This window comes from Burkholderia sp. BCC1996 (assembly GCF_905339955.1).
Classification (GTDB): Bacteria; Pseudomonadota; Gammaproteobacteria; order Burkholderiales; family Burkholderiaceae; genus Burkholderia.
This window is the reverse complement of the sequence record NZ_CAJPHM010000006.1, coordinates 294,933-317,929: the sequence shown is the minus strand read 5'-3', so window position 1 is coordinate 317,929 and position 22,997 is coordinate 294,933. Positions and strand designations below refer to the sequence as shown.

General features: G+C 67.6%; 26 protein-coding genes and 1 riboswitch. Of the genes, 11 read left to right on the top strand and 15 right to left on the bottom strand.

Annotated elements, in window-relative coordinates; all coding sequences use genetic code 11:
• The first annotated feature begins 68 nt into the window (after positions 1-68).
• Positions 69-1,229: an MFS transporter gene (locus U4Z64_RS11435; RefSeq protein ID WP_124488715.1), complete on the top strand. Its 1,161-nt coding sequence runs from the start codon at positions 69-71 to the stop codon at positions 1,227-1,229.
• 263 nt (positions 1,230-1,492) lie between these two features.
• On the opposite strand, the gene fahA is transcribed toward U4Z64_RS11435, so the two are convergent.
• The 5 genes from fahA to U4Z64_RS11410 are packed head-to-tail and all read right to left on the bottom strand — an operon-like array spanning position 1,493 to position 7,450.
• Positions 1,493-2,797, bottom strand: coding sequence for a fumarylacetoacetase (gene fahA / locus U4Z64_RS11430; protein WP_044844109.1), 1,305 nt, complete (start codon positions 2,795-2,797; stop codon positions 1,493-1,495).
• Positions 2,794-4,128: a homogentisate 1,2-dioxygenase gene (gene hmgA, locus U4Z64_RS11425; protein ID WP_044844108.1), complete on the bottom strand. Its 1,335-nt coding sequence runs from the start codon at positions 4,126-4,128 to the stop codon at positions 2,794-2,796. The genes fahA and hmgA overlap by 4 nt, the downstream gene beginning before the upstream one ends.
• Positions 4,129-4,143: 15 nt before the next feature.
• Positions 4,144-5,505 (bottom strand): MFS transporter, encoded by a 1,362-nt coding sequence (locus tag U4Z64_RS11420; RefSeq protein ID WP_124488712.1) that lies wholly within the window; start codon positions 5,503-5,505, stop codon positions 4,144-4,146.
• Entirely contained in the window at positions 5,502-5,732 is a 231-nt protein-coding gene (locus tag U4Z64_RS11415; RefSeq protein ID WP_321819991.1) for a DUF2783 domain-containing protein, read from the bottom strand. Before U4Z64_RS11415 ends, U4Z64_RS11420 begins: the two co-directional genes overlap by 4 nt.
• 29 nt (positions 5,733-5,761) lie before the next feature.
• Positions 5,762-7,450, bottom strand: a complete 1,689-nt coding sequence (locus tag U4Z64_RS11410; protein ID WP_321819990.1) for an FAD-dependent oxidoreductase — start codon at positions 7,448-7,450, stop codon at positions 5,762-5,764.
• A gap of 380 nt (positions 7,451-7,830) precedes the next feature.
• Here U4Z64_RS11410 and U4Z64_RS11405 point away from each other — a divergent pair, with 380 nt between their 5' ends.
• Positions 7,831-8,634 carry an EAL domain-containing protein gene (locus U4Z64_RS11405; protein ID WP_321796989.1) on the top strand — a complete coding sequence of 268 codons (804 nt, stop codon included), beginning with the start codon at positions 7,831-7,833 and terminating at the stop codon, positions 8,632-8,634.
• Between the two features lie 231 nt (positions 8,635-8,865).
• On the opposite strand, the gene U4Z64_RS11400 is transcribed toward U4Z64_RS11405, so the two are convergent.
• On the bottom strand, positions 8,866-9,276 hold the full coding sequence (locus U4Z64_RS11400; protein ID WP_321819989.1) for a GFA family protein: 411 nt from the start codon (positions 9,274-9,276) through the stop codon (positions 8,866-8,868).
• 124 nt (positions 9,277-9,400) lie between these two features.
• Entirely contained in the window at positions 9,401-10,192 is a 792-nt protein-coding gene (locus U4Z64_RS11395; protein WP_044844103.1) for an IclR family transcriptional regulator, read from the bottom strand.
• Positions 10,193-10,375: 183 nt separating this feature from the next.
• On the opposite strand from U4Z64_RS11395, the gene U4Z64_RS11390 reads away from it, so the two are divergent.
• Positions 10,376-11,563 carry an acyl-CoA dehydrogenase gene (locus U4Z64_RS11390; protein WP_321819988.1) on the top strand — a complete coding sequence of 396 codons (1,188 nt, stop codon included), beginning with the start codon at positions 10,376-10,378 and terminating at the stop codon, positions 11,561-11,563.
• 138 nt (positions 11,564-11,701) lie between these two features.
• On the opposite strand, the gene U4Z64_RS11385 is transcribed toward U4Z64_RS11390, so the two are convergent.
• Positions 11,702-12,340, bottom strand: coding sequence for a peroxiredoxin (locus tag U4Z64_RS11385; protein ID WP_034182833.1), 639 nt, complete (start codon positions 12,338-12,340; stop codon positions 11,702-11,704).
• 319 nt (positions 12,341-12,659) lie between these two features.
• Between U4Z64_RS11385 and U4Z64_RS11380 the strand changes: the two genes are divergently transcribed.
• The 3 genes from U4Z64_RS11380 to U4Z64_RS11370 all read left to right on the top strand — a co-directional run bounded on the left by U4Z64_RS11380 (position 12,660) and on the right by U4Z64_RS11370 (position 13,963).
• Positions 12,660-12,962, top strand: coding sequence for a DUF883 family protein (locus tag U4Z64_RS11380; RefSeq protein ID WP_044844101.1), 303 nt, complete (start codon positions 12,660-12,662; stop codon positions 12,960-12,962).
• 124 nt (positions 12,963-13,086) lie between these two features.
• On the top strand, positions 13,087-13,476 hold the full coding sequence (locus U4Z64_RS11375; RefSeq protein WP_044844100.1) for a phage holin family protein: 390 nt from the start codon (positions 13,087-13,089) through the stop codon (positions 13,474-13,476).
• A gap of 43 nt (positions 13,477-13,519) precedes the next feature.
• Positions 13,520-13,963, top strand: a complete 444-nt coding sequence (locus U4Z64_RS11370) for a DUF3318 domain-containing protein (protein ID WP_321819987.1) — start codon at positions 13,520-13,522, stop codon at positions 13,961-13,963.
• A gap of 78 nt (positions 13,964-14,041) precedes the next feature.
• Here U4Z64_RS11370 and U4Z64_RS11365 read toward each other — a convergent pair whose 3' ends face one another.
• The 7 genes from U4Z64_RS11365 to glyA all read right to left on the bottom strand — a co-directional run bounded on the left by U4Z64_RS11365 (position 14,042) and on the right by glyA (position 18,832).
• The gene (locus tag U4Z64_RS11365; RefSeq protein WP_321819986.1) at positions 14,042-14,494 is read right to left on the bottom strand and encodes a type IV pilin protein; all 453 of its coding nucleotides are present in this window, start codon (positions 14,492-14,494) and stop codon (positions 14,042-14,044) included.
• Entirely contained in the window at positions 14,491-15,039 is a 549-nt protein-coding gene (locus tag U4Z64_RS11360) for a hypothetical protein (protein ID WP_321819985.1), read from the bottom strand. The genes U4Z64_RS11365 and U4Z64_RS11360 overlap by 4 nt, the downstream gene beginning before the upstream one ends.
• A gap of 106 nt (positions 15,040-15,145) precedes the next feature.
• Positions 15,146-15,985, bottom strand: a complete 840-nt coding sequence (locus U4Z64_RS11355; RefSeq protein ID WP_321819984.1) for a PilW family protein — start codon at positions 15,983-15,985, stop codon at positions 15,146-15,148.
• Positions 15,969-16,391, bottom strand: coding sequence for a hypothetical protein (locus U4Z64_RS11350; RefSeq protein WP_321819983.1), 423 nt, complete (start codon positions 16,389-16,391; stop codon positions 15,969-15,971). The genes U4Z64_RS11355 and U4Z64_RS11350 overlap by 17 nt, the downstream gene beginning before the upstream one ends.
• Positions 16,388-16,945 carry a GspH/FimT family pseudopilin gene (locus U4Z64_RS11345; RefSeq protein ID WP_321819982.1) on the bottom strand — a complete coding sequence of 186 codons (558 nt, stop codon included), beginning with the start codon at positions 16,943-16,945 and terminating at the stop codon, positions 16,388-16,390. The genes U4Z64_RS11350 and U4Z64_RS11345 overlap by 4 nt, the downstream gene beginning before the upstream one ends.
• 153 nt (positions 16,946-17,098) lie before the next feature.
• Positions 17,099-17,578, bottom strand: a complete 480-nt coding sequence (nrdR, locus tag U4Z64_RS11340) for a transcriptional regulator NrdR (protein ID WP_006760615.1) — start codon at positions 17,576-17,578, stop codon at positions 17,099-17,101.
• 6 nt (positions 17,579-17,584) lie between these two features.
• Complete coding sequence (gene glyA, locus U4Z64_RS11335) at positions 17,585-18,832, bottom strand: serine hydroxymethyltransferase (RefSeq protein WP_044844095.1); 1,248 nt, start codon at positions 18,830-18,832, stop codon at positions 17,585-17,587.
• A 137-nt stretch (positions 18,833-18,969) separates the two neighbouring features.
• Positions 18,970-19,070, bottom strand: a riboswitch (ZMP/ZTP riboswitch).
• Positions 19,071-19,250: 180 nt separating this feature from the next.
• Between glyA and ydfG the strand changes: the two genes are divergently transcribed.
• From ydfG to tolA, 5 genes are all read left to right on the top strand, one after another.
• Positions 19,251-19,997 carry a bifunctional NADP-dependent 3-hydroxy acid dehydrogenase/3-hydroxypropionate dehydrogenase YdfG gene (ydfG, locus tag U4Z64_RS11330; RefSeq protein ID WP_321819981.1) on the top strand — a complete coding sequence of 249 codons (747 nt, stop codon included), beginning with the start codon at positions 19,251-19,253 and terminating at the stop codon, positions 19,995-19,997.
• Positions 19,998-20,105: 108 nt separating this feature from the next.
• Positions 20,106-20,594: a tol-pal system-associated acyl-CoA thioesterase gene (gene ybgC / locus U4Z64_RS11325; RefSeq protein ID WP_044844093.1), complete on the top strand. Its 489-nt coding sequence runs from the start codon at positions 20,106-20,108 to the stop codon at positions 20,592-20,594.
• A 144-nt stretch (positions 20,595-20,738) separates the two neighbouring features.
• Positions 20,739-21,416, top strand: coding sequence for a protein TolQ (gene tolQ / locus U4Z64_RS11320; RefSeq protein WP_010091489.1), 678 nt, complete (start codon positions 20,739-20,741; stop codon positions 21,414-21,416).
• A 10-nt stretch (positions 21,417-21,426) separates the two neighbouring features.
• Positions 21,427-21,876 carry a protein TolR gene (gene tolR, locus U4Z64_RS11315; protein WP_124487921.1) on the top strand — a complete coding sequence of 150 codons (450 nt, stop codon included), beginning with the start codon at positions 21,427-21,429 and terminating at the stop codon, positions 21,874-21,876.
• Complete coding sequence (tolA, locus tag U4Z64_RS11310; RefSeq protein ID WP_044844091.1) at positions 21,873-22,940, top strand: cell envelope integrity protein TolA; 1,068 nt, start codon at positions 21,873-21,875, stop codon at positions 22,938-22,940. Before tolR ends, tolA begins: the two co-directional genes overlap by 4 nt.
• The last annotated feature ends 57 nt before the right edge of the window (positions 22,941-22,997 follow it).

The following is a 22,997-nucleotide window of genomic DNA, read 5'->3' as shown; positions in this document are numbered from 1 at the left end:
ACGCAACCCCATTGGATCCTGACGGCCTTCATGGACCTTTCAGGGGCCACGGTGTAGCATCGCGGCCGATGAAAGCCATTCTCAATCGTGATTTCCTCGCGCTGATCCTCAGCGTCGCGGTGGTCGGTCTCGGCACCGGCGCCACGATGCCGCTCACCGCGCTCGCCTTGACCGAAGCCGGACACGGCACCAACGTCGTCGGCATGCTGACGGCCGCGCAGGCCCTGGGCGGCCTCGCGATCGTCCCGTTCGTCACCGCGCTCGCACGGCGCATCGGCGCTCGCCGCGCGATCGTCGTGTCGGTCGTGCTGCTCGCCGCGGCCACCGCGCTGATGCAGTTCACGTCGAACCTGATCGTGTGGGGCGCGCTGCGCGTGCTGTGCGGCGCGGCGCTGATGCTGCTGTTCACGATCGGCGAGGCGTGGGTCAACCAGCTCGCCGACGACTCGACACGCGGCCGCGTGGTCGCGATCTACGCGACCAATTTCACGCTGTTCCAGATGGCGGGCCCGGTGCTCGTCAGCCAGATCGCCGGCGCGACGCGCATCCGCTTCGCGCTGTGCGGCGCGCTGTTCCTGCTCGCGCTGCCGGCGCTCGCGACGATCCGGCGCGCGCCGCTCGCCGGCGACGACGCACATCACGCAGCGCACGACAGCTGGTTCGCCGTACTGCCGCGCATGCCCGCGCTGATCATCGGCACGGGCTTCTTCGCGCTGTTCGATACGCTCGCGCTGTCGCTGCTGCCGCTCTATGCGATGGATCACGGCGTCGCGAGCGCGACCGCCGTGCTGCTCGCGTCGATCATGCTGTTCGGCGACACCGCGATGCAGTTCCCGATCGGCTGGCTCGCGGACAAGCTCGGCCGCGAACGCGTGCACCTCGGCGCCGGCTGGATCGTGCTCGCAGGCCTGCCGCTGCTGCCGTTCGTGATCGCGAACCCGTGGCTGTGCTGGCCGCTGCTGTTCGTGCTGGGCGCGGCGGCCGGCAGCATCTACACGCTGTCGCTCGTCGCGTGCGGCGAACGCTTTCGCGGCGCGGCGCTCGTCACCGCGAGCTCGCTCGTGTCGGCGTCGTGGAGCGCCGCAAGCTTCGGCGGTCCGCTGGTCGCCGGCGCATTGATGGAGCAACTCGGCAGCAACGCGCTGATCGGCGTGCTGGTCGTCTGCGTCGCCGCGTTCGTCGCGGCAGCGCTGTGGGAACGACGCGCCGCGTTGCAGCGCGCGGTCTGACGCTGACGCTGACGTTGGCGTTGGCGTTGGCGTTGATGCTGATGCTGACGCTGATGCCGATGCCGATGCCGATGCCGATGCCGATGCCGACGCTAACGCTGGCGCCGACTCAGACACCCTGACACTGAAACGCGTGCGCAGCATCACCCACCCGCACGCATCGGCGCACACGCGCACCACTCGCCGACAAAACGAAAACGGCCCACTCAATGCGGGCCGCCCTGTCCTTCCGGACTACGCGCTACGTGTCGCGCCGCGATCCGTCACGCGCCCCGCGCGGGAAGGATCTTGCCGGCACAGGTGCCGAAGCCGACGCGATAACCATCGCCCTGGCACCACCCGGCGAGCGTGAGCTCGTCGCCGTCCTCGATGAACGCGCGGCTGCCGCCGCCGTTCAGCGCGAGCGGCTCCTTGCCGTTCCACGTCAGTTCGAGCAGGCTGCCGAACGAATCCTTCGTCGGCCCGCTGATCGTGCCCGAACCCATCAGGTCGCCCACGCGCGTGTTGCAGCCCGCGACCGTGTGATGCGCGAGCTGCTGCGCCATCGTCCAGTACATGTGCCTGAAGTTGGTGCGGCAGATCGACGTCGCTTCGGCCGCACCTTCGGCGCGCAGCGTCACTTCGAGCGCGATGTCGAATGCATGCTTGCCCGCGTGCCGCAGATACGCGAGCGGCTGCGGCGACTGTTCGGGCTGCGCGACGCGAAACGGTTCGAGCGCGTCGAGCGTGACGATCCAGGGCGAGATCGTCGTCGCGAAGCCCTTCGAGTTGAACGGGCCGAGCGGCACGTATTCCCACTGCTGGATGTCGCGCGCGCTCCAGTCGTTCAGCAGCACCATCCCGAAGATGTGCGCCTCGGCATCCTCGCACGCGATCGGCTCGCCGAGCGCATTGCCGCGGCCGACGATGAAGCCCGTCTCCAGTTCGATGTCGAGCTTGCGGCACGCGCCGAACACCGGACGCTCCTGGTCGGGCAGCTTCAGCTGCCCGTTCGGGCGCCGCACCGGCGTGCCGCTCACGACCACCGACGACGCACGGCCGTTGTAGCCGATCGGCATCTCCGACCAGTTCGGCAGCAGCGCATTCTTCGGATCGCGAAACATCGAGCCGACGTTGGTCGCGTGCTCCTTCGACGAATAGAAATCGGTGTAGCCGGGAATGTCGACCGGCAGGTGCAGCGTCGCGTCGCGCTGCGCGACGAGCGCTTGCGCGCGCAACGCGGCGTCATCGCGCAGTCGCGCGTCGTCGCGCGAAAACAGTGTCGACAGCTGCACGCGCACGCTGCGCCATGCGTCGCGACCGAGCGCGATGAACGCATTGAGCGTCGGCGCGGCGAACACGTCGGCGCCGGCCGGCAGTGTCACGAGGCCCGCACGCGCGAGCGCGGCGAGGTCGACGATCTGGTCGCCGAGCGCGACGCCCGCGCGGCGCGCCGGTTGCTTCGCATCGCTGAAGATCCCGAACGGCAGGTTCTGGATCGGGAAATCGCAGGCGGGATCGTTCGCCGTCTCGACCCAGCTCTTGCGAGCCGGGTCGAGCGTCGCGCGCCAGTCTTGGGTATCGCTCATCGTTGCTCCGGATTGAAGTGTTTCCTGATGCCTTGCCAGCATTCGAAGTAGTCGGCCTGCAGCTGCGCCGTGTCGAGCGCATAGCGCGTCGGCCGGATCAGCGTGCGGGTTTCGAACATGAACGCCATCGTCGCGTCGACCTTGTGCGGCTTCGTCGTGTCGCTCGCCGACGCCTTCTCGAACGTGTCCGCGTCCGGCCCGTGGCCCGACATGCAGTTGTGCAGGCTCGCGCCGCCCGGCACGAAGCCTTCGGCCTTCGCGTCGTACGCGCCGTGCACGAGCCCCATGAACTCGCTCGCGACGTTGCGGTGGAACCAGGGCGGGCGGAACGTATCCTCGGCCGCGAGCCAGCGCGGCGGGAAGATCACGAAGTCGATCGTGTCGACGCCCGGCGTGTCGCTCGGCGACTGCAGCACGAGGAAGATCGACGGATCGGGATGGTCGAAGCTGATCGAGCCGATCGTGTTGAACAGGCGCAGGTCGTATTTGTACGGCGCGTAGTTGCCGTGCCACGCGACGACGTCGAACGGCGAATGGCCGATGTCCGCGCGCCACAGGCGCCCGTTCAGCTTCGCGACCAGCTCGAACGCGCCTTCGCGATCCTCGTACGCGGCCTGCGGCGTGAGGAAATCGCGCGGGTTCGCGAGCCCGTTCGAACCGATGGGGCCGAGGTCAGGCAGGCGCAGCAGCGCGCCGAAGTTCTCGCAGATGTAGCCGCGCGCATCGCCGTCCGGCAGCGCGACGGAAAAACGCACGCCGCGCGGAATCACCGCGATCTCGAACGGCTCGACGTCGAGCCGGCCGAATTCGGTCGCGATGAAGAGCCGCCCCTGCTGCGGCACGATCAGCAGCTCGCCGTCGGCGCTATAGAAAAAGCGGTCCTGCATCGAGCGGTTCGCCGCGTACAGGTGGATCGCACAGCCGTTCATCGCGGCCGCCGAACCGTTGCCGGCCATCGTCACGAGCCCTTCGACGAAATCGGTCGGCTCGACCGGCATCGGCAGCGGATCCCAGCGCAGCTGGTTCGGCGGCGTCGGCGGCACGTCGGCCGAATCGCCGAATTCCGACACGAGCCGCTGCGGCCCGGTGAACGGCTCGAACGGCCGGTGCACGGCCGCCGGCCGGATCCGGTACAGCCACGAGCGGCGGTTGTGGCTGCGCGGTGCGGTAAACGCGGTGCCCGACAGCTGCTCCGCATAGAGCCCGTACGGCGCGCGCTGCGGCGAGTTGCGGCCGTGCGGCAGCGCGCCGGGCAGCGCCTCGGTCGCGAATTCGTTCGCGAATCCGCTCAGGTAGCCGGCGGTTGCCGGTTTCGACAGGTCAAGCGTCATCGTTTCCTTTCTCCATCAATTCAAGGCGGCGTTCGGCGCCTGCGCACCGCTGCGCCGCGTGACGCCGGCCAGGCCCAGCACAAACAGCGCCGAGCACAGCACGGGCACCGCGGCCGCATGGAACAGCGCGCCGTTGGTCCAGTTGAGCGCAATCAGTTGTCCGCCGACGAGCGGCCCGAGCACCGAGCCGATCCGGCCGATGCCGAGGCTCCAGCCGATGCCGGTCGAGCGCAGCGACGTCGGGTAATACTGGCCCGCGAGCGCGTTCACGGCCGGCTGCCCGCCGACCACGCAGAACCCGCCCGCGAACACGACGAGCAGCAGCCACGGCAGCGCATGCGCGACCGAGCCGATCAGCCCCACCGACACGGCCGCGCATGCGAAGCACGCGAACAGCACGCGCACGAAGCCGTAGCGTTCGATGAACCAGCCGAGCGACAGCGTGCCGATCACGCCGCCCGTCTGCAGCACCGTGCCGACGATCACCGCCGTGCCCGGCGAATAGCCCGCGTCGCGCATCACGGTCGGCAGCCAGTTCGACAGGAAGTACAGGTCGATCAGGTTCATGAAGCTGATTGCCCACAGCAGCAGCGTGACCGGCAGGCGGCCATGACGGAACAGCTCGGCGACCGGCGCGCCGCTCGCCGCGCGCTCGCGCACGACGAGGCGCGTGTTCGCGTCGATGCCGGCCTGCGGCGCGAAGCGCGCGAGCCAGGCGCGTGCCTGCGCGTCGCGCCCTTTCAGCACGAGGAACTGCAGCGATTCGGGCAGCCGCGCGAACATCGCGAGCGTCAGCACCAGCGGCACCGCGCCGCCGACGAAGAACACCGAGCGCCAGCCGAGCGCCGGAATCAGCGCGGCGCTGATGAAGCCGCCGAGCGCGGCGCCGAGCGTGAAGCCGCACGACACGATCATCATCCGCTTCACGCGATGGGCGGCCGGGCTGAACTCGCCGACCAGCGCCATCGCGTTCGGCATGATGCAGCCGAGGCCGAGGCCCGTGACGAAGCGCAGCGCCATCAGCACCGGGATCGAACCCGCGAACGGCGTCGCGAGCATCGTCACCGCAAAGAACAGCGTCGAGCCGATCAGCACCGGGCGCCGCCCGATCCGGTCGGCCAGCACCGACAACCCGAGCGCGCCGAGCAGCATCCCGAACAGGCTCGCGCTGAACACGGGCCCGAGCGCCTGCTTCGGCACGCCCCATTCGGCGATCACGCTCGGCGCGACATACCCCATCGCCTGCGCATCGAAGCCGTCGATCACGAGACACAGCCCGCACAACACGAGCAGCATCCAGTGAAAGCCCGGGCGATGCGTGTCGTCGATCACGCGCTCGACTTCGAGCACGCGCGCGTCGGCCGGCGCCGCGCTCATTGCGCCGCCTCGGCGGCCGGATGCACGGGCGGCGTCACGCCCTGGCGCGCGAGCGCCATCGCTTCGCGCAGCACGTCGGCGTCGCCGACCTGGTTCGCGAGCAGCAGGATCAGCTTCGCGTTGACGAGCTGGCTGTCGGCGTCCGACAGGTCGCGATGCATGTCGATCAGCGCTTCGTAGAACGCGTCCGGATCGGCCAGGCGCGGGCGGGTGTCGAGTCGGGGCATGACGGGTGTCTCCGGTATCGTTGTCGTAGTCAATGCGCGGTTGCGCGTGCGCAGGTCGCGCGCGCCAGTGCGTCGGCGATCGCCTGGCGCTCGAGCGTGCGCATCCGTGCGCAGACGTGCTGGTCGGGACGCAGCAGGTAGAACGTGCCGGGCTTCGCGTCGTAGCGTTGCGCGACGAAACCTTCGACGTCCTCCACGACGTCGACGCCGGCCACCGGTTGCGCATGCCCGGCCGGCACGACCAGCACCGGCCGCACCGGCAGCGCGAGGCCGTCGAGCGCCTGCGCGAGCGCGGCGGCGTCGCCCGGCAGCCCGAACAGCATGCCCGCGAAGCCGTCGCCCAGATGCCGCAGCAACCAGCCGGACGCACCCTGCGCGCGCACCGGCGCATCGGCCGCCGCCGCGCCCGGCCGCATCGCGCACGCAAACGCGTCGCCGTTGCGGTCCGGCGTGTTCAGCGGCGAATCGGTCAGCACGGCAGGCACCGACAGGCGGCCGCTGTTCACGAGCTTGCGCGCGAATTCGCAGTCGCGCGCTAGCTTCAGCGTCGCGTCGCGGAACACGCGCGACACCGCGCTCTTCGGCGTGATGAAATCGGTCGAGCGCGTCGAATTGCGGATGTTCTCGTCGGCCGCGAACTCGCGCTCGCTCGCGTAGGTGTCGAGCAGGCGGTCGTGCGCGCGGCCGTCGAGCACGAGCTTCAGCTTCCACGCGAGATTGTCCGCGTCCTGCACGCCGCTGTTCGCGCCGCGCGCACCGAACGGCGACACGCCGTGCGCGGAATCGCCCGCGAACAGCACGCGGCCATGACGGAACGTGTCCATCCGCTGGCAGCGGAACGTATAGACGCTCACCCATTCGAGCTCGAACTCGACGTCCGGCCCGAGCAGCGCGCGCACGCGCGGGATCACGCGTTCCGGCTGCTTCTCGGCGACCGGATCGGCGTCCCAGCCGAGCTGGAAGTCGATGCGCCACACGTTGTCGGGCTGGCGGTGCAGCAGCACCGACTGGTTGCGGTGGAACGGCGGATCGAACCAGAACCAGCGTTCGGTCGGGAATTCCGCCTTCATCTTCACGTCGGCGATCAGGAAGCGATCCTTGAACGTGCGGCCGCGGCTCTCGAGGCCCATCGCCGCGCGCATCGGACTGCGCGAGCCGTCGGCCGCGATCACGTATTGCGCGCGCAGCGTCTCGATCCCTTCCGGCGTCTCGACGGTGAGCGTCGCGTGTTCCGCCGACTGCGCGACACCCGTCACCTTGTGCTTCCAGCGAATCTCGAGGTTGGGCAGCGCGAACGCGCGCTCGGCCAGATAGCCTTCGACGTAGTACTGCTGCAGGTTGATGAACGCGGGACGCGCGTGGCCTTCCTCCGGCAGCAGGTCGAACGCATACAGCTGTTCGTCCTGCAGGAACACCTTGCCGACATGCCAGCTCACGCCCTTGTCGACGAAGCGCTCGCCGCAGCCGAGCCGGTCGAAGATCTCGAGCGTGCGCTTCGCGAAGCAGATCGCGCGCGAGCCCGTCGACAGCGTATCGTCGTCGTCGAGCAGCACGACCGGCACGCCCTGCTGCGCCAGGTCGATCGCGGCCGACAGGCCCACCGGGCCCGCGCCGACGACGATCACCGGGTGGAGGGCCGCGTCATCGCCGGCGGCGCGCGTCGCGCGCGGCCGGTAGTCGAACTTCAGCGTCTGGTAATCGATGCTCATGGTCGCCATCCGCTCCTCAACCCTGCCGTGCGCATGCCGGCGCGCGCAGCGTCGTTCCGCTCATGCCCGTTGCCCGCCGCCGCCGCGGCCCGCCCTGTTCTGTCCACTTCCTGTCAACCGCCACGTCTCGCTCCTTGCTTCCTGTTGATCCGATTCGGGAAACGGCACCGCTGCGGGCGCCCGAACGCCGCTTTTCTTGATCGGCGACATATTCTTGGATTTACGAATAGTAAAACCAATTACGAATAGTAAAATCAACGTAAACCCTAGCCGCCGGTTCCGGAACGGGATAACCATATGAGCGAAACGCCAAGCCGAGGCGGGCTCGCGCTGCTAATATCGAGAGATGAGGCGGCCCTTTCGGCCGCCATTTTTTCCTTCCCACGCCGATGATTCCGCCCAACATTCCCGAGCTGGTCGTCCGTGCCGGGCAACTGCCGTATCTGCGGGAACACCTTGCGCTCGCCGAGGGCGGCACCGCGTGCGCCAATCTGCCGGAGCGCACGCTCGCGAGCGCCTATGAACCGATCTACGACGTGACGATGCCCGGCGCGCCGCAATCGACGTCGTTCGCGGACGCGATCGAGCGCTACGGCGACGAACTCGGCTTCCAGGCCGTCACGCTGGTCACGGGCACGCCGCACGACCCGGTCGATTCGGCCGTCGACGACCAGACGCTCGTCGCGATCGACCGGCTGTCGCGCGCGCTGCACGCGATCAACTTCTTCGGCGCGCAACGTCACGGGCTGCTGTTCCTGCGTGTGCACGAACGGCTGCTCAAGAGCGTGAAGTACGACCACGGCAAGCATTTCTCGTCGGTGCTGCAGCGCTTCGGGCTGCCGACCGAGCGGGTCGTGATCGAGCTGCCGGCCGTCGCGGTCGCGCACAAGACCTTCCTCGGCTACCTGACGCGCAGCTACCAGCATCACGGCTTCAAGGTCGCCGACAAGCTGCCCGACCCGGGCCGGATCCTCGCGGTCGAATCGGAGATGGCGCGGCCCGACTACATCAAGATGGATGCAGGCATCGCGCTGCGCGACGGGATGGTGAAGGCGCTGGTCGCGTATGCGCAGCGCGTGCGGATTCCGCTGATTTTCGACGGCGTCGTCGACGAGACGCAGTGCGAGCTGCTGCGCCAGCACGACGTGCGGTTCATGCAGGGGCCGGTGTTCGCGAAGGTCGTCACGGCCTGATTGGCGGTGTGGCTGCCGGCGCGCGGGAGCAGCCGGCGCGTGGAGCGCGCCGCGCAGGATCGTGGATTCGATTCAGCGAGCGGGTTGCGGCGGGGATCGGGAAGTCGGCACGATCGTTCGTGACGCGATGCCGAACGGCAGCCGGTGCCTGATTCATCACGCGCAAAGATCGGAGCTGCGTTGAGCACGTTCGCGCGGCCGTGTCGCCGCGTCGGCCTCGATGGCCGCCGCCTACGCTCTTCCGCCGTCGGCGTACTTCGGCAGATCGTCGTCGACCTCGATACCCGGGAAACGATCCCCGTACCAGACGTGCCATGCGGGACGCAGCCTCGCCGGCTCGTCGAGCGTTGCGTAGTTGATTTCCACGGTCGTCGGCGCATTCGCCAGCCGGTACTCGAGCTGCGCGCCGCAGCGGCCGCAAAAGCGCCGCTCGCCCCACGCGCTCGACGTATAGACCGTCGGCTCACCCTGCACATACTCGAAAGCGTCGATCGGCACCGAGGCCGACGCGACGACCGCCGCGCCCGTCGTGCGCTGGCAGAGCCGGCAATGGCAAAAGCCTGCGTCGGTCGGAACGCCGGCGATCCGGTAGCGGATCGCGCCGCATGCGCAACCGCCTTCCTGGGTTTCCGGGTGTGACATCGCGAACCTCGTCAGCGTCGGGAAGCAGGTGGACGATGATGAGCGCGGTTCGCGCGCGGTGCAACCGGCGGCAGCGCCCGCTCGCGTGCCCGGGCGCCCCGGCGACACGCGCGCAGGGCCCGTTTCAGACCGTCTGCCCGAGCCGCTGCGCGAGCGCCTTCAGCTTCGGCCCGACCTGCGTGCGGAACACGTCCTCGTCCATCGACGACGCAGGCCCGCTGCAACTCAGGATCAGCCAGCGCCCCTCGCGCGGCTCGCGAAACGGCACGGCCGCCGCGTTCACGTCCATGTGCCACGCGCGGAACGAATAACAGCATCCGCCCGCGGAGAATTCGGCCACCGCGTCCTGTGCGGCCGCGACGAGTGCATCCGCGTCGGCCGCGCCGCCCGCCGCCCGGTGCAGATCCGCGTAGAGCGCGCGGCGCACGTCCTCCGGCTGCACGGCCAGGTACGCGCGCCCCATCGAGCTCGTCAGCATCGACAGCCGCGAGCCGGGCGCCAGCCCGAGCGTCAGCGCCGTTTCGCTGCGGATCGTCTCCAGATAGATCATGTCGAGCCCGTCCCGGCAGCCGAGCGACACGGCCGCGCCGATCTCGCGCGCGAGCGCCTGCATGTGCGGCCGCGCGAGATCGAGGGTGCCCGAGCCGGACAGCAGCGCGTAGCCGAGCGACAGCACGCCGGCGTCGAGCGCATACTTTCCGAGCGTCTCGTCGTAGCGCAGGTAGCCGAGCACGGTCAGCGTGTAGGCGAGCCGGTTCACCGTCGCCTTCGGCAGCCCGGTGCGCTCCGCGAAGTCGCGATTCCCGAGCATCGTCTCGCCGGGCCGGAAGGCGCGCAGCAGGTCGAGCCCGCGCGCGAGCGCAACGACGAACTTGCGTTCGTCGATCGTGGTTTCGTCGATGGTTGAAAGCGTCATCTGATGCTACACTGGGTTCGTTTTGCAAAACATTGTTCCGCACAGCGGAACTTCAGTCAAGCGAACTTTAGACATCGGGCCAGGCAGCGAAGCGCCAACCCGGGACGACCGCAAAGCATGGGGCCCGAGCCAGCGCTGAAGCACCGGCTCGGGCCGACCGCGAAGCCGACAGGAGATGAAACGATGGCTGCTGCAACTTTTCATTGGGACGATCCGCTGCTGCTCGACCAGCAACTGACCGAAGAAGAGCGGATGGTGCGCGATGCCGCGCGCGCGTACGCGCGGGACAAGCTCGCGCCGCGCGTGACCGAAGCGTTCCGCCACGAGCGCACCGACGCCGAGATCTTCCGCGAGATGGGCGAGATCGGCCTGCTCGGCCCGACGATTCCTGAAGAATACGGCGGCCCCGGCCTCAATTACGTGAGCTACGGGCTGATCGCGCGCGAAGTCGAGCGCGTCGACTCCGGCTACCGCTCGATGATGTCCGTGCAGTCGTCGCTCGTGATGGTGCCGATCCACGAATTCGGCTCGGACGCGCAGAAGCAGAAATACCTGCCGAAGCTCGCGAGCGGCGAATGGATCGGCTGTTTCGGGCTGACCGAGCCGAACCACGGCTCCGACCCGGGCAGCATGGTCACGCGCGCGAAGAAGGTGCCCGGCGGCTATTCGCTGTCCGGCGCGAAGATGTGGATCACCAACTCGCCGATCGCCGACGTGTTCGTCGTGTGGGCGAAACTGGAAGAAAACGGCAAGGACGCGATCCGCGGCTTCATTCTCGAGAAGGGCTGGAAGGGCCTGTCGGCGCCGGCGATCCACGGCAAGGTCGGGCTGCGTGCGTCGATCACCGGCGAGATCGTCCTCGACGAGGTGTTCGTGCCCGAAGAGAACCTGATGCCGGACGTGAGCGGCCTGCGCGGCCCGTTCACGTGCCTGAACTCGGCGCGCTACGGGATCGCCTGGGGCGCGCTCGGCGCAGCCGAGTCCTGCTGGCACACCGCGCGCCAGTACGTGCTCGACCGCAAGCAGTTCGGCCGCCCGCTCGCCGCGAATCAGTTGATCCAGAAGAAGCTCGCCGACATGCAGACCGAAATCACGCTCGGCCTGCAAGGCGTGCTGCGTCTCGGCCGGATGAAAGACGAAGGCACGGCGGCCGTCGAGATCACGTCGATCATGAAGCGCAACTCGTGCGGCAAGGCACTCGACATCGCGCGGCTCGCGCGCGACATGCTCGGCGGCAACGGCATCTCGGACGAATTCGGCGTCGCGCGCCACCTCGTGAACCTCGAAGTGGTGAATACGTACGAAGGCACGCACGACATCCATGCGCTGATCCTCGGCCGCGCCCAGACGGGCATCCAGGCATTCTTCTGATCATTCGCGTGCACGGCACGGCGCCCTTCGCGCCGCATCGTCGCCGCTGAAACGACACGGCCCGCCCGGCATCGCTGCCGGGCGGGCCGTTTTCATCGACGCGCGTTCGTCACGCGCCGCCGAGGCGGCAGCCGCTCCTTACTTGTTCGGCTGCGGCGTGAGGCGCAGGTACGGGCGCACGGCGTTGAAACCCTTCGGGAAGCGTTTCTTCAGCTCTTCCGGATCCTGCAGCGACGGCACGATCACGACGTCGTCGCCGTCCTTCCAGTTGCCGGGCGTCGCGACCTTGTAATTGTCGGTCAGCTGCAGCGAGTCGATCACGCGCAACACTTCGTCGAAGTTACGGCCGGTGCTGGCCGGATAGGTGATGGTGAGCCGCACCTTCTTGTTCGGGTCGATCACGAACAGCGAGCGCACCGTCAGCGTTTCGTTCGCGTTCGGGTGGATCATGTCGTACAGCTGCGAAACCTTGCGGTCCGCGTCGGCGATGATCGGGAAACCGACCACGGTCGACTGCGTTTCGTTGATGTCGTTGATCCAGCCCTTGTGCGATTCGACGCCGTCGACCGACAGCGCGATCACCTTCACGTTGCGCTTCTCGAATTCGCCCTTCAGCTTCGAGGTCAGCCCGAGTTCAGTCGTGCACACCGGCGTGTAATCGGCCGGGTGCGAGAACAGGACACCCCAGCTGTCGCCCAGCCACTCGTGAAACTTGATGGGGCCCAGGCTCGATTCCTGCTCGAAATCCGGTGCGATGTCGCCAAGACGCAGACTCATGATGTTCCCTCCTCGAACGATGCTGGTTGAAACCGCGCGCTGGATGGCGCGGGACAGTCCATCAGCTTACGGGAAGCAATGAGACATGCGAACGATTATTACGTTTGATATTCATACTTTTTTGTCATTTTTGCCGGGTGGCGGCGCGGCACGAATGGCGCCCAAGGAAACTTTTCGTATCGTCTGAAGCTCTGTTGACGATTACGAGTCGTTTACCATGCAGTCTTGCACTGCCGCCGTTTATTTGTCCCGGCTCGCCAGCGGGCAGGCGTTTCGCTAGGATGTGAACCTGCAGCATGACAGCATGAAGGGAGTTGCAATGTCGGAAATCAACAAGGAGAAACTGATGTCGGATATCAAAACCGTTCTCGCGGACGCCGAGGATCTGCTCAAGCAAGCGGCGAGCAGCACGGGCGACCGTGCGGCCGAACTGCGCGAAAAAGCCCTGTCGCGCTTGAAGCAGGCCAAGGAAAAGGCAACCGACGTCCAGGTCGTGGTGGTCGAGAAAGGCAAGAAGGCCGCGCGCGCGACCGACGACTACGTGCACGAGCATCCGTGGACGTCGATCGGCGTCGCCGCCGGCGTCGGTGTGCTGATCGGCCTGCTGATCAACCGCAAGTAACGCGCTCGGCGCCGTTCCGCCCCATGCGCCGCCCGGTGCGGCACATGGGCGCCGAAGCCGGCCGGCGGTTCGCCGCCGGCCAGCTTTGACCTAGACGCTCACTGCGCGCGCAAGCGCCTTATCCATGACGACAGACACCCACTCGCAGCCGTCCGGCCAGGGACCGTTGCGCCGCTTCGTCGGCTCCGCGATCGGCCTGCTGCAGACGCGCCTCGAACTGGTCGGCATCGAACTCGCCGAGGAGAAGGAACGCCTGATGGGCGTGCTGTTCCTCGGGCTCGCGGCGATGATGCTCGCGACGATGGCGCTCATCAGCCTGACCGTGCTCGTCACGATCGCGTTCTGGGACACCTACCGGTGGCAATCGCTCGCGGTCATCACCGCGCTGTACGCGATCGCCGGTATCGCATGTGCGCTGAAGGCGCGCACGGGCCTGCGCGAGGCGCCGACCGTGTTCGAAGCAACGCTCGCCGAGCTCGAGAAAGACCGCGAGGCTTTCCGCGGCAAGCCGTGAACGCAGTCGCGCTCACCCCTCTCACCTACTTCGCCGACGCGCCATGAGCCAGAACGTCACGGGCCACTCGCCCCGCCCCCATCCGTCGCGATCGAAGTGGAGCGCGTCGCAGCATCGCGCGCTCCGCAAGGAATTGCTGATCCTGCGATCCGAGGTCGAGCGGCTCGAGCTTGCCGAAGCCGCCGCCGAAATGCGCCACGCCGTCACGCGCTTCAGCTGGCTCAAGGTGTTCATCCCCGGCCTGTCGAGCGGCAAGTTTAGCCAGTCCGCCAAGAACCTGAACGCGAACCTCGGCCAGCTCGTCAACCAGTATCCGATGCTGAGTTCGCTCGCGTCGCTCGTGCTGGCGAAACCCATTCGATCGCTGCTGCGCGCGAGCGCGGGCCCCGCGCTGAAGTGGGGCACCGTCGGCTTCGCCGCGTGGGAGTTCTACCGGATCTGGAAACAGTCGCGCGATGAACGCGGAATGGCCGCGAACGACGACTGATACGCAACGACGGGCGTGCACGGCCATCTGGCGGCGCGCGTTTTCCGTGCGTGAACGTGTGAACGTGTGATCGGGCGATCAGCGCACGCCCCAGCATGTCCGCTCCAGTGTCTCGGACGCTGCGTCGCTCGATCCCGTACTGCCTTTCGTGCCGTCCGAACGCAGCGTGAATGCGCCGCATGCATCGGCACGCATCGGGCCTGCCTCGAGCGGGTTCGCAACGAGTTCGTAGACGACCTGCGCATCATCGTCGACCGATCGCTTCAACCCCACGCGGTAAATCGCCTGCCCGTCCGGCGGTGCCTGTGCGTATGCATCCGGCAACGTCTGCGGCGCCGGGCCATCGAGCGTTTCGAGATATTGAGCGGCGCGATACAGCGCGGCAACCGCGGACGCGCGATGCATGCGCGCGACATATTCGCGATACGACGGGATGCCCCACGCGGCCAGCGCGGCGACGATCGCGAGCACGATCATCAGTTCGAGCAACGTGAACGCCGCCGACCGGCGCAGCAATCCAGGCGCTTTCATCGATGCACCGCCGCGACGCGACGCCAGCGCTGCGCCACGATGCGTCCGTCGCGCAGCGCGACCTGGCTCTGCAGCCAGACCACGCTCGACGCATGGCCGCCGACACCACGCGCGGTGACGAGGTAAGCACGACTCCCTTGCGGACCGACGCCTCGCCAGGCTTCGATCAGGCAACGCGGCGGCCGGGCCGCCATCGGCCAGGAGGCGAACGGCGCGAATGCATCGTCGACGCCCAGCGCGGGCGTACGCCGCCATGCATCCGGCTCGCCGGGTGACAGAGGTTCGTCCATGTACGGCGCCCCGCCGCGGAGCAATCGCGCGGTACAGGCTGCCAGTGCTGCGTCGGCTGCGTGAAATGCAATCAACCGGTCCGACAATGCACGCGTGCGGCGCGATTCCGTCAGCGCGGATTCGAACCATGTACCGGTCAGCGCGGCGACCGCCGCGCCGACAGCGATCACGGCAGGCAGTGCAAGGCCCGCGTCGCGACGCCAGCCGCGGCTGGCGGATGGAAAGCGTGCGCGCGTCGTTCTTCCGCTCAGCATGAGGCCCTCACCGCTTGCTGTGAGTCGAAGAAAGCAACGATGCGCCCCCTTGCGCGGACGGCCGCGATTCGCATCGCAAGCTCGCCGACGAATCCGGTTGCATGGATCATCGCACTACCTCGTGGTCCTGCGCCGCGTCGCGGACGGGATCCGCGAATGCGACCGCGGCATTGCGCAACGCGACGATTCGATGCAGCACCAGATGCGCGCGATCGTCCCGCGAAACGGCCGTGCGGCCGTCGCAATCGACATGACGCGCGGGCCCGTCAATCGGTTCGCCACGCGCCCGCACGCATACGTGCACGGCGACGACATCGCGCCAGTCGCCGGCGCCCATCGCTTCCGCGTCGACGAACCGCGCGCCTTCGCGACGCAGATAGCGGACCCGCAGCTGATCGATGCCGGACACGACGGGCTGCGGCGTACCCGGGCGCCCGCTTCCCTCGCAGTACAACTCGGGCTCGCCCGTCGACGGGCTGACATGCGCGTCGAAACGGTTTTCCACGAGCGGCCGCTCACCGGGAGCACCGACACCCTGCCCGAGACAATCCGACACCTGTGCACCGACCGTCGGCCACGTCGACACGGCATCGCCGACATACCGAACCAGCACCGCATCCGACGTTGCGCGCACGGCTTCGCAGCGCACCTGCGCGCCATCGCCTCGCACGCGCCCCGCGGAACAACCGAACACCGGCGGCAGCGATGACGCCCCTTCGACATCGAGCGGACGAAACCCGGCCATCTGGATCTGCTGGCCGATCAGCATCAGCGCGGTCGCGGCCGCATCGCGCATCCGGAACCCGTCTTCGGCGCGCCGCTGCGCGATGCGCTGGGCGTGGTACAGCGCACCGGCCGCGGCAAGCACGAGCAGGCCGACGGTCATCGCGATCAGCACTTCGAGCAGCGTATGCGCGCGGCTGCGGCGATCAGCGTTCGTCCGCATCGGCATGGGCCTCCCGAAACGGTATCCGCACGCACGACGCCGGCTTGACCGTAGCGCCCGCACCTTCACATCGCGTGGAAGTCGCCGCGTAGGCGTTGGTGTCGCGCCAGCCGACCATCACGTAGCGGACACCGGCCGGCCCATCGTCGAGCGTCATCGTGCCGCCGGGCAGCGATGCAGCCGCGAGCGCCGCGATGCCGTCGTCGGCGCCCGTCGCCGCACGCCGGCGCTCGATGCGAGCGTCGGCCAGCCACAGCGCGCGTTCACGCCAGATCGTCGCCCGCTGCGCGCGCGTCATCGCGAGCTGACTGCCGGCCACGGCCAGCATCACGGTTGCGAGCAACGCGATGGCCAGCACCGCTTCGAGCAGCGACGTGCCGCGCATCGACTTGCGCGCGCACTTCATGCCGCGTCGCAACGACCGGCGACGACGCGTGCCCGACCGCCCGCCGCGATCCGGATGCAGCGCGACACGCGTGCGTCATCGCCGGGCAGCGCACGCTGCGGACGTAATTCGAAACGCCGGATCCCGCCGATCACCTGGCCTGCCGACGGCGCAAATGCCAGATCGTGCGCCGCGCCCGCGATAGCGACGTCGGCATCGCGCGGATAGCGCCGCAGCACGCGCGACCGCCCGTCGAACTGCCCACTGACGATCCAGCCACACGACCATTCCGCCGGATCGCACCGCTCGCCCGAACGCACGCAGTCGCCATCGCGCCCGGCCCTGCACAGCGTGACACGCACGCCGAGACGCGTCGCCTCGGTGCGCGCGAACGACAGCGCACCGAGCAGCGCGAGCGCGCGGGCCTCCACGCGTTCGCGCATGCGCCACTGATCGAATGCGGGTGCGGCGTAAAGTCCGATCGCGGCTGCCAGCGCGATCGCGACCATCAACTCGACGAGCGTAAAGCCGCCGCATCGCATGCGTTTTTCAACACCCTGCCGGTGCAGTCCCATCGCGATCGCCCTCCGTCAACGTGATGCGTCGACTGTAGCGACGCGAGCGAACGCGCGCCATTAGCCGAACGGCCGACTGGCGACATGCGATCGCAGCCGACACAATCGGCGCGAACTGAACCCACGGAGAAGACGATGAACGGACGCAGCGCGTCAGCGCTTACGCGGAGGCTTGGAGGGGGACGCGCGACGGAACTCTTCGATCACGTCGGCAAATTCGGAAACGTCCTCGAACCGGCGATAAACCGACGCGAAACGGACATAGGCGATCGTATCGAGGCCGCGCAGCTCGTTCATCACGAGTTCGCCGAGCTTCTCGCTACGCACTTCACGCTCGCCGGTTGCGAGCAGCTGATATTCGATGCGGGCGACCGCCGCGTCGATCGCGTCAGCCGCAACCGGCCGCTTGCGCAGCGCGAGTTGCATGCTGGCGACGATCTTGCGACGGTCGAATTCCGTGCGGCTGCCGTCCTTCTTCACGACGGCCGGCAGGTTCAGCTCGACCCGTTCGTACGTCGTGAAGCGCTTGTCGCAAGCCGAGCAACGACGGCGCCGACGAATCGCGGCGCCATCTTCGGACACGCGCGAGTCGACGACCTGCGTGTCCTCATGCCGGCAGAACGGGCAGCGCATGCCGGATCAGCGATAGACCGGGAAACGCTTGGTCAGCTCGGCCACTTGCGCGCGCACGCGCTCGATCGTCGCTGCATCTTCCGGGTTCTCGAGCACGTCGGCGATCAGGTTGCCGACCTGCTCGGCTTCCGCCGTGCCGAAGCCGCGCGTCGTCATCGCCGGCGAACCGAGGCGGATGCCGCTCGTCACGAACGGCTTTTCCGGATCGTTCGGGATCGCGTTCTTGTTCACCGTGATGTGCGCAGCACCGAGTGCCGCTTCCGCTGCCTTGCCCGTGATGTTCTTCGCGCGCAGGTCGACCAGCATCACGTGGCTTTCCGTGCGGCCCGACACGATCCGCAGGCCACGCTTGACCAGCGTTTCAGCCAGCACGCGTGCGTTCTCGACGACCTTCTGCTGATATTCCTTGAACTCCGGCGACAGTGCTTCCTTGAACGCCACCGCCTTGCCGGCGATCACGTGCATCAGCGGGCCGCCCTGGATACCCGGGAAGATTGCCGAGTTGATCTGCTTCTCGTACTCGGCCTTCATCAGGATCACGCCGCCGCGCGGGCCGCGCAGGCTCTTGTGCGTCGTCGTCGTGACGAAGTCCGCGTGCGGCACCGGGTTCGGGTACACGCCCGCGGCGATCAGGCCGGCGTAGTGCGCCATGTCGACCATCAGGTATGCGCCGACCGACTTCGCGATCTTCGCGAGACGCTCGAAGTCGATCTTCAGCGCGAATGCCGATGCACCCGCGACGATCAGCTTCGGCTTGTGCTCGTTTGCCAGCTTCTCGGCCGCGTCGTAGTCGATGTCTTCCTGTTCGTTCAGGCCATAGCTGACGACGTTGAACCACTTGCCCGACATGTTCACCGGCGAGCCGTGCGTCAGGTGGCCACCATGCGCGAGGCTCATGCCCATGATCGTGTCGCCCGGCTTGAGCATCGCGAAGAACACGCCCTGGTTCGCCTGCGAACCCGAGTTCGGCTGCACGTTCGCGGCTTCCGCGCCGAACAGCTGCTTCACGCGGTCGATCGCCAGTTGCTCGACCACGTCGACATACTCACAGCCGCCGTAGTAGCGCTTGCCCGGATAACCTTCCGCGTACTTGTTCGTGAGCTGCGAGCCCTGTGCGGCCATCACGGCCGGGCTCGTGTAGTTTTCCGACGCGATCAGCTCGATGTGATCTTCCTGGCGGCGGTTTTCCTGCTCGATCGCTGCAAAGAGTTCGGGATCGACGTTCGCGATGGTGCTTTGGGCTCTGTCAAACATACGGTTTCCGTTAAGTGTGTACAGGTTGACCGGGGCGGCCGAGTACATTGCGCTGCTGGCGGAACCAGCTCGACGTGGCGGAAGAATCCGTATGACGCGAGACAGGACAGCCACCGGCGATGCACGCAACGGCGCACAACGGCTGCCCAGGCGAACGGCAAAAACGGTGCCCCGCGCTTCACGGTGGGATGCTCCACCTTGAACCCGAAGGGTTCTATCGCCAGTCACGCAGGGGTGATGAGCGCGTTAGTTTATTGGATGCGTCATGAATAGGCAACCGCGCGGCAGCGGCCCCGAAGCAATAAGGGCCAGACTCTATGCACCCGTGCCGACGCGCTTTGGCGCCTTGCCGCGGTGCGGCAATCTCAGTAGGCTTGCGGGATACTATCCGCTACTTTGTTACCGACCAGGAGCAGCAATGATCGTGTTCGTCACAGGCGCGTCCGCCGGCTTCGGCGCCGCAATCACCCGAGCCTTCGTCAACGGCGGCCATCGCGTCGTCGCAACCGCGCGCCGCAAGGATCGTCTCGATGCGCTCGCGGCCGAACTCGGCGACGCACTGCTGCCGCTCGAGCTCGACGTGCGCGACCGCGCCGCAGTAGAAGCCGTGCCGGCCGCCCTTCCCGCCGAATTCGCGGCGCTCGACGTGCTCGTCAACAACGCCGGTCTCGCGCTCGGTGTCGAGCCGGCCCACAAGGCCAGCCTCGACGAGTGGCAAACCATGATCGATACGAACTGCTCGGGCCTCGTGACCGTCACGCACGCGTTGCTGCCCGGCATGATCGAGCGCGGCCGCGGCCATATCTTCAACCTCGGTTCGGTGGCCGGTACCTATCCGTATCCGGGCGGGAACGTATACGGCGCAACCAAGGCTTTCGTCAGACAATTCAGCCTGAACCTGCGCGCCGACCTGATCGGCACGCCGTTGCGCGTAACCGACATCGAGCCGGGCCTCTGCGGCGGCACGGAATTCTCGAACGTCCGCTTCCGCGGCGACGATACGAAGGCGGCGAACGTCTACCAGAACGTCCAGCCGCTCACGGCCGAGGACATCGCCGACACGATCTACTGGATCGCGACGCGCCCCGCGCACGTCAACATCAACACGATCGAGATGATGCCGGTCGCCCAGGCTCCGGCCGGCCTCACGATCCATCGCGGCTGACACGACGGGCGCAGCCGCGGGCCCGCCTCCGGCCGGCCTGCGGCATGCTACGCCGTACTACATTCCGTTACGAATCGGTTACGAATCCGGCCTCGGCCTTCCGGTAAAATGCGCGCCATGACTCAGCCTACCCGCTCCCCGGACGCGCACTCCGGCTTCACCTGGCCGGTACGCGTGTACTACGAGGACACCGACGCAGGCGGCATCGTCTTCTATGCCAACTACCTGAAATTCTTCGAGCGCGCTCGCACCGAATGGCTGCGCGCGTGCGGCATCGACCAGCGTCGGCTCGCCGACGACACGGGCGCGATCTTCATCGTCCGCAGCACGTCGCTCGACTACCGCGCTCCGGCGCGACTCGACGACACGCTGACGATCACGAGCCGGCCCGGACGCATCGGCCGCGCCTCGGTGGAATTCACGCAGGAAGCGTGGCGTGGCGACACGCTGCTCGTCGCCGGGCACATCCGCCTCGGCTGCGTCGAACAGATCGGCATCCGGCCCGCGGCGATCCCGCCGGTCGTGCTCGACGCGCTGCAACGCGGGCCCGTCATCGACGCCGGGCAGACTGCCGTACTGTCAACGAAGCTCGGATGAGCACCGTTTAGACAAGGCCCATGAACTTGCCTTCCTGAATCGATACTAAGCAAGGTTCGGCGCCAGGCCAGGCCGGCGCGCCGCGCCACACGCATACCGTGCGCCCTCGCCGGACACCCCCGAAGGGACGTTACTCAAACCTCTATGAACACTTCTCAAGACCTGTCGATCATTTCCCTCGTCCTCAACGCGAGCGTGCTGGCCCAGGCCGTGATGGGGCTGCTGTTGCTGCTGTCGCTGATGTCGTGGACCTTCATCTTCCGCAAGTGGTTCGCGATCCGCCGCGCACGCGCGCAGACCGAACGCTTCGAAAGGGATTTCTGGTCGGGCGGCGACCTGCAGGCGCTGTATCAGAGCGCGGCCAACAACCGTCACACGATCGGCGCGCTCGAGCGGATCTTCGAATCGGGGATGCGTGAATTCCTGAAGGCGAAGGAAAAGCGCATCAGCGACCCGGGTCTCGTGCTCGACGGGGCACGCCGCGCGATGCGCGCGTCGTTCCAGCGCGAAATGGACGTACTCGAAGCGAACCTCGCGTTCCTCGCGTCGGTCGGCTCGGTCAGCCCGTACATCGGCCTGTTCGGCACCGTCTGGGGGATCATGAACTCGTTCCGCGGCCTCGCGAACGTGCAGCAGGCGACGCTCGCGAACGTCGCACCGGGCATCGCCGAGGCGCTCGTCGCCACCGCGATCGGCCTGTTCGCCGCGATTCCGGCGGTGGTCGCGTACAACCGCTACGCGCACGACATCGACCGCCTCGCGATCCGCTTCGAGACCTTCATCGAAGAGTTCTCGAACATCCTGCAGCGCCAGGCCCAGTAAGGAGCACGCCATGGCAGGAAGCCCCATTCGATCCAGCATGCGCGGCGGCCGCTCGCGCCGCGCGATGGCCGACATCAACGTCGTGCCGTACATCGACGTGATGCTGGTGCTGCTCGTGATCTTCATGGTCACGGCACCGCTCGTCGCCCCGTCGATCATCAATCTGCCGACCGTCGGCAACGCAGCACCGCAGGAACAGACGCCCCCCGTCGTCGTCAACATCAAGGCCGACCGCACGATGAGCGTCAAGTACAAGAGCGACGCCGGCGCGACGCAGGAAGACACGATGACCAAGGCCGAGCTCGACAGCTTCATCTCGGCCCGGCAGGCCGATCATCCCGACCAGCCCGTCGTGATCGCGGCCGACAAGACCGTGCAGTACGATGCGGTCATGACCGTGATGTCGGACCTGAAGGCGCGCGGCGTCAAGCGCGTCGGCCTCCTCGTCAAATCGCAATGAACCGGCAGCAATCCACGCGCGGCAACGCCTACCCGTCTCAGCCCCCGCGCGAGCGCGGCACCTGGCGCGCGTTCGCGCTCGCCGCGCTGATGCACGTGCTGCTCGCGCTGTTCCTCTATCACGGCGTGCAGTGGCAGAACAGCACGCCGGCCGGCTCCGAGGCCGAGCTGTGGACCGAGGTGCCCGACGTGCCCGCGCCGCGGCCCGTCGTCACGCCCGCGCCGCCCGCGAAGCTCGCACCGCCCCCTCCCCCGGTCCGGGACGAGCAGGCGGACATTGCGCTGCAGCAGAAGAAGCGACAGCAGGAAGCCGCCGCGCGCGAAGCGCTGCTCGAGCAGCAGCGCCGCGCGCAGCAACTGAAGGCCCAGCAAGAGGAAACCCGGCGCGAGCAGCTCGCGGCCCAGCAGGCTGCCGCGCTCGCCGCGCAGAAGGCCGCCGAGCGCGAACGGCAGAAGCAGGCGGACAAGCTCAAGCAACAACAGCTCGTGGAGCAGCAGAAGCTCGAACAACAGAAACTCCAGCAGCAGAAACAGCAGCAACAGAAGCAGGCGCAGCTGGAAGCGCAGCAGGCAGCGAAGGCCAGGGCCGACGCGGCCGCGAAGGCGAAGGCGGAAGCCCAGGCCAAGGCGAAGGCTGAAGCGACGGCGCGCGCGAAGGCCGACGCGGCAGCGAAGGCGAAGCTCGACCGTGAGCGCAACGCGCGCCTCGCGCAGATGCAGGGCATGTCCGGCGCCGGCGAAGGCGGCGGCGAGGGCCTCGCGAAAAGCGGCACCGGCACGGGCTCCGGCGGCAATGCCGCATCGCCCGGCTATCCCGACAAGGTGCGTCGCCGCGTGAAGCCGAACATCGTCTGGGGCGGCGAGCGCGCGGGCCTGACGACCGTCGTCGCGATCCGCTGCACGCCGTCGGGCGACGTGCTCAGTGTTTCGATCCGCCGTTCGAGCGGAAATTCGGGGTGGGATCAAGCCGTGGTCAATGCGATCCAGTCGTCGGTCCCATTGCCGCCCGATTCTAACGGTCGTACCCCGTCCGACATTACGATTACCTTCAAGGCGGCGGAGTGATCGCAAATGCGCTTACACTCCGTGCGTCGCTGCCGGACGGGAACGAATCGGGTATTT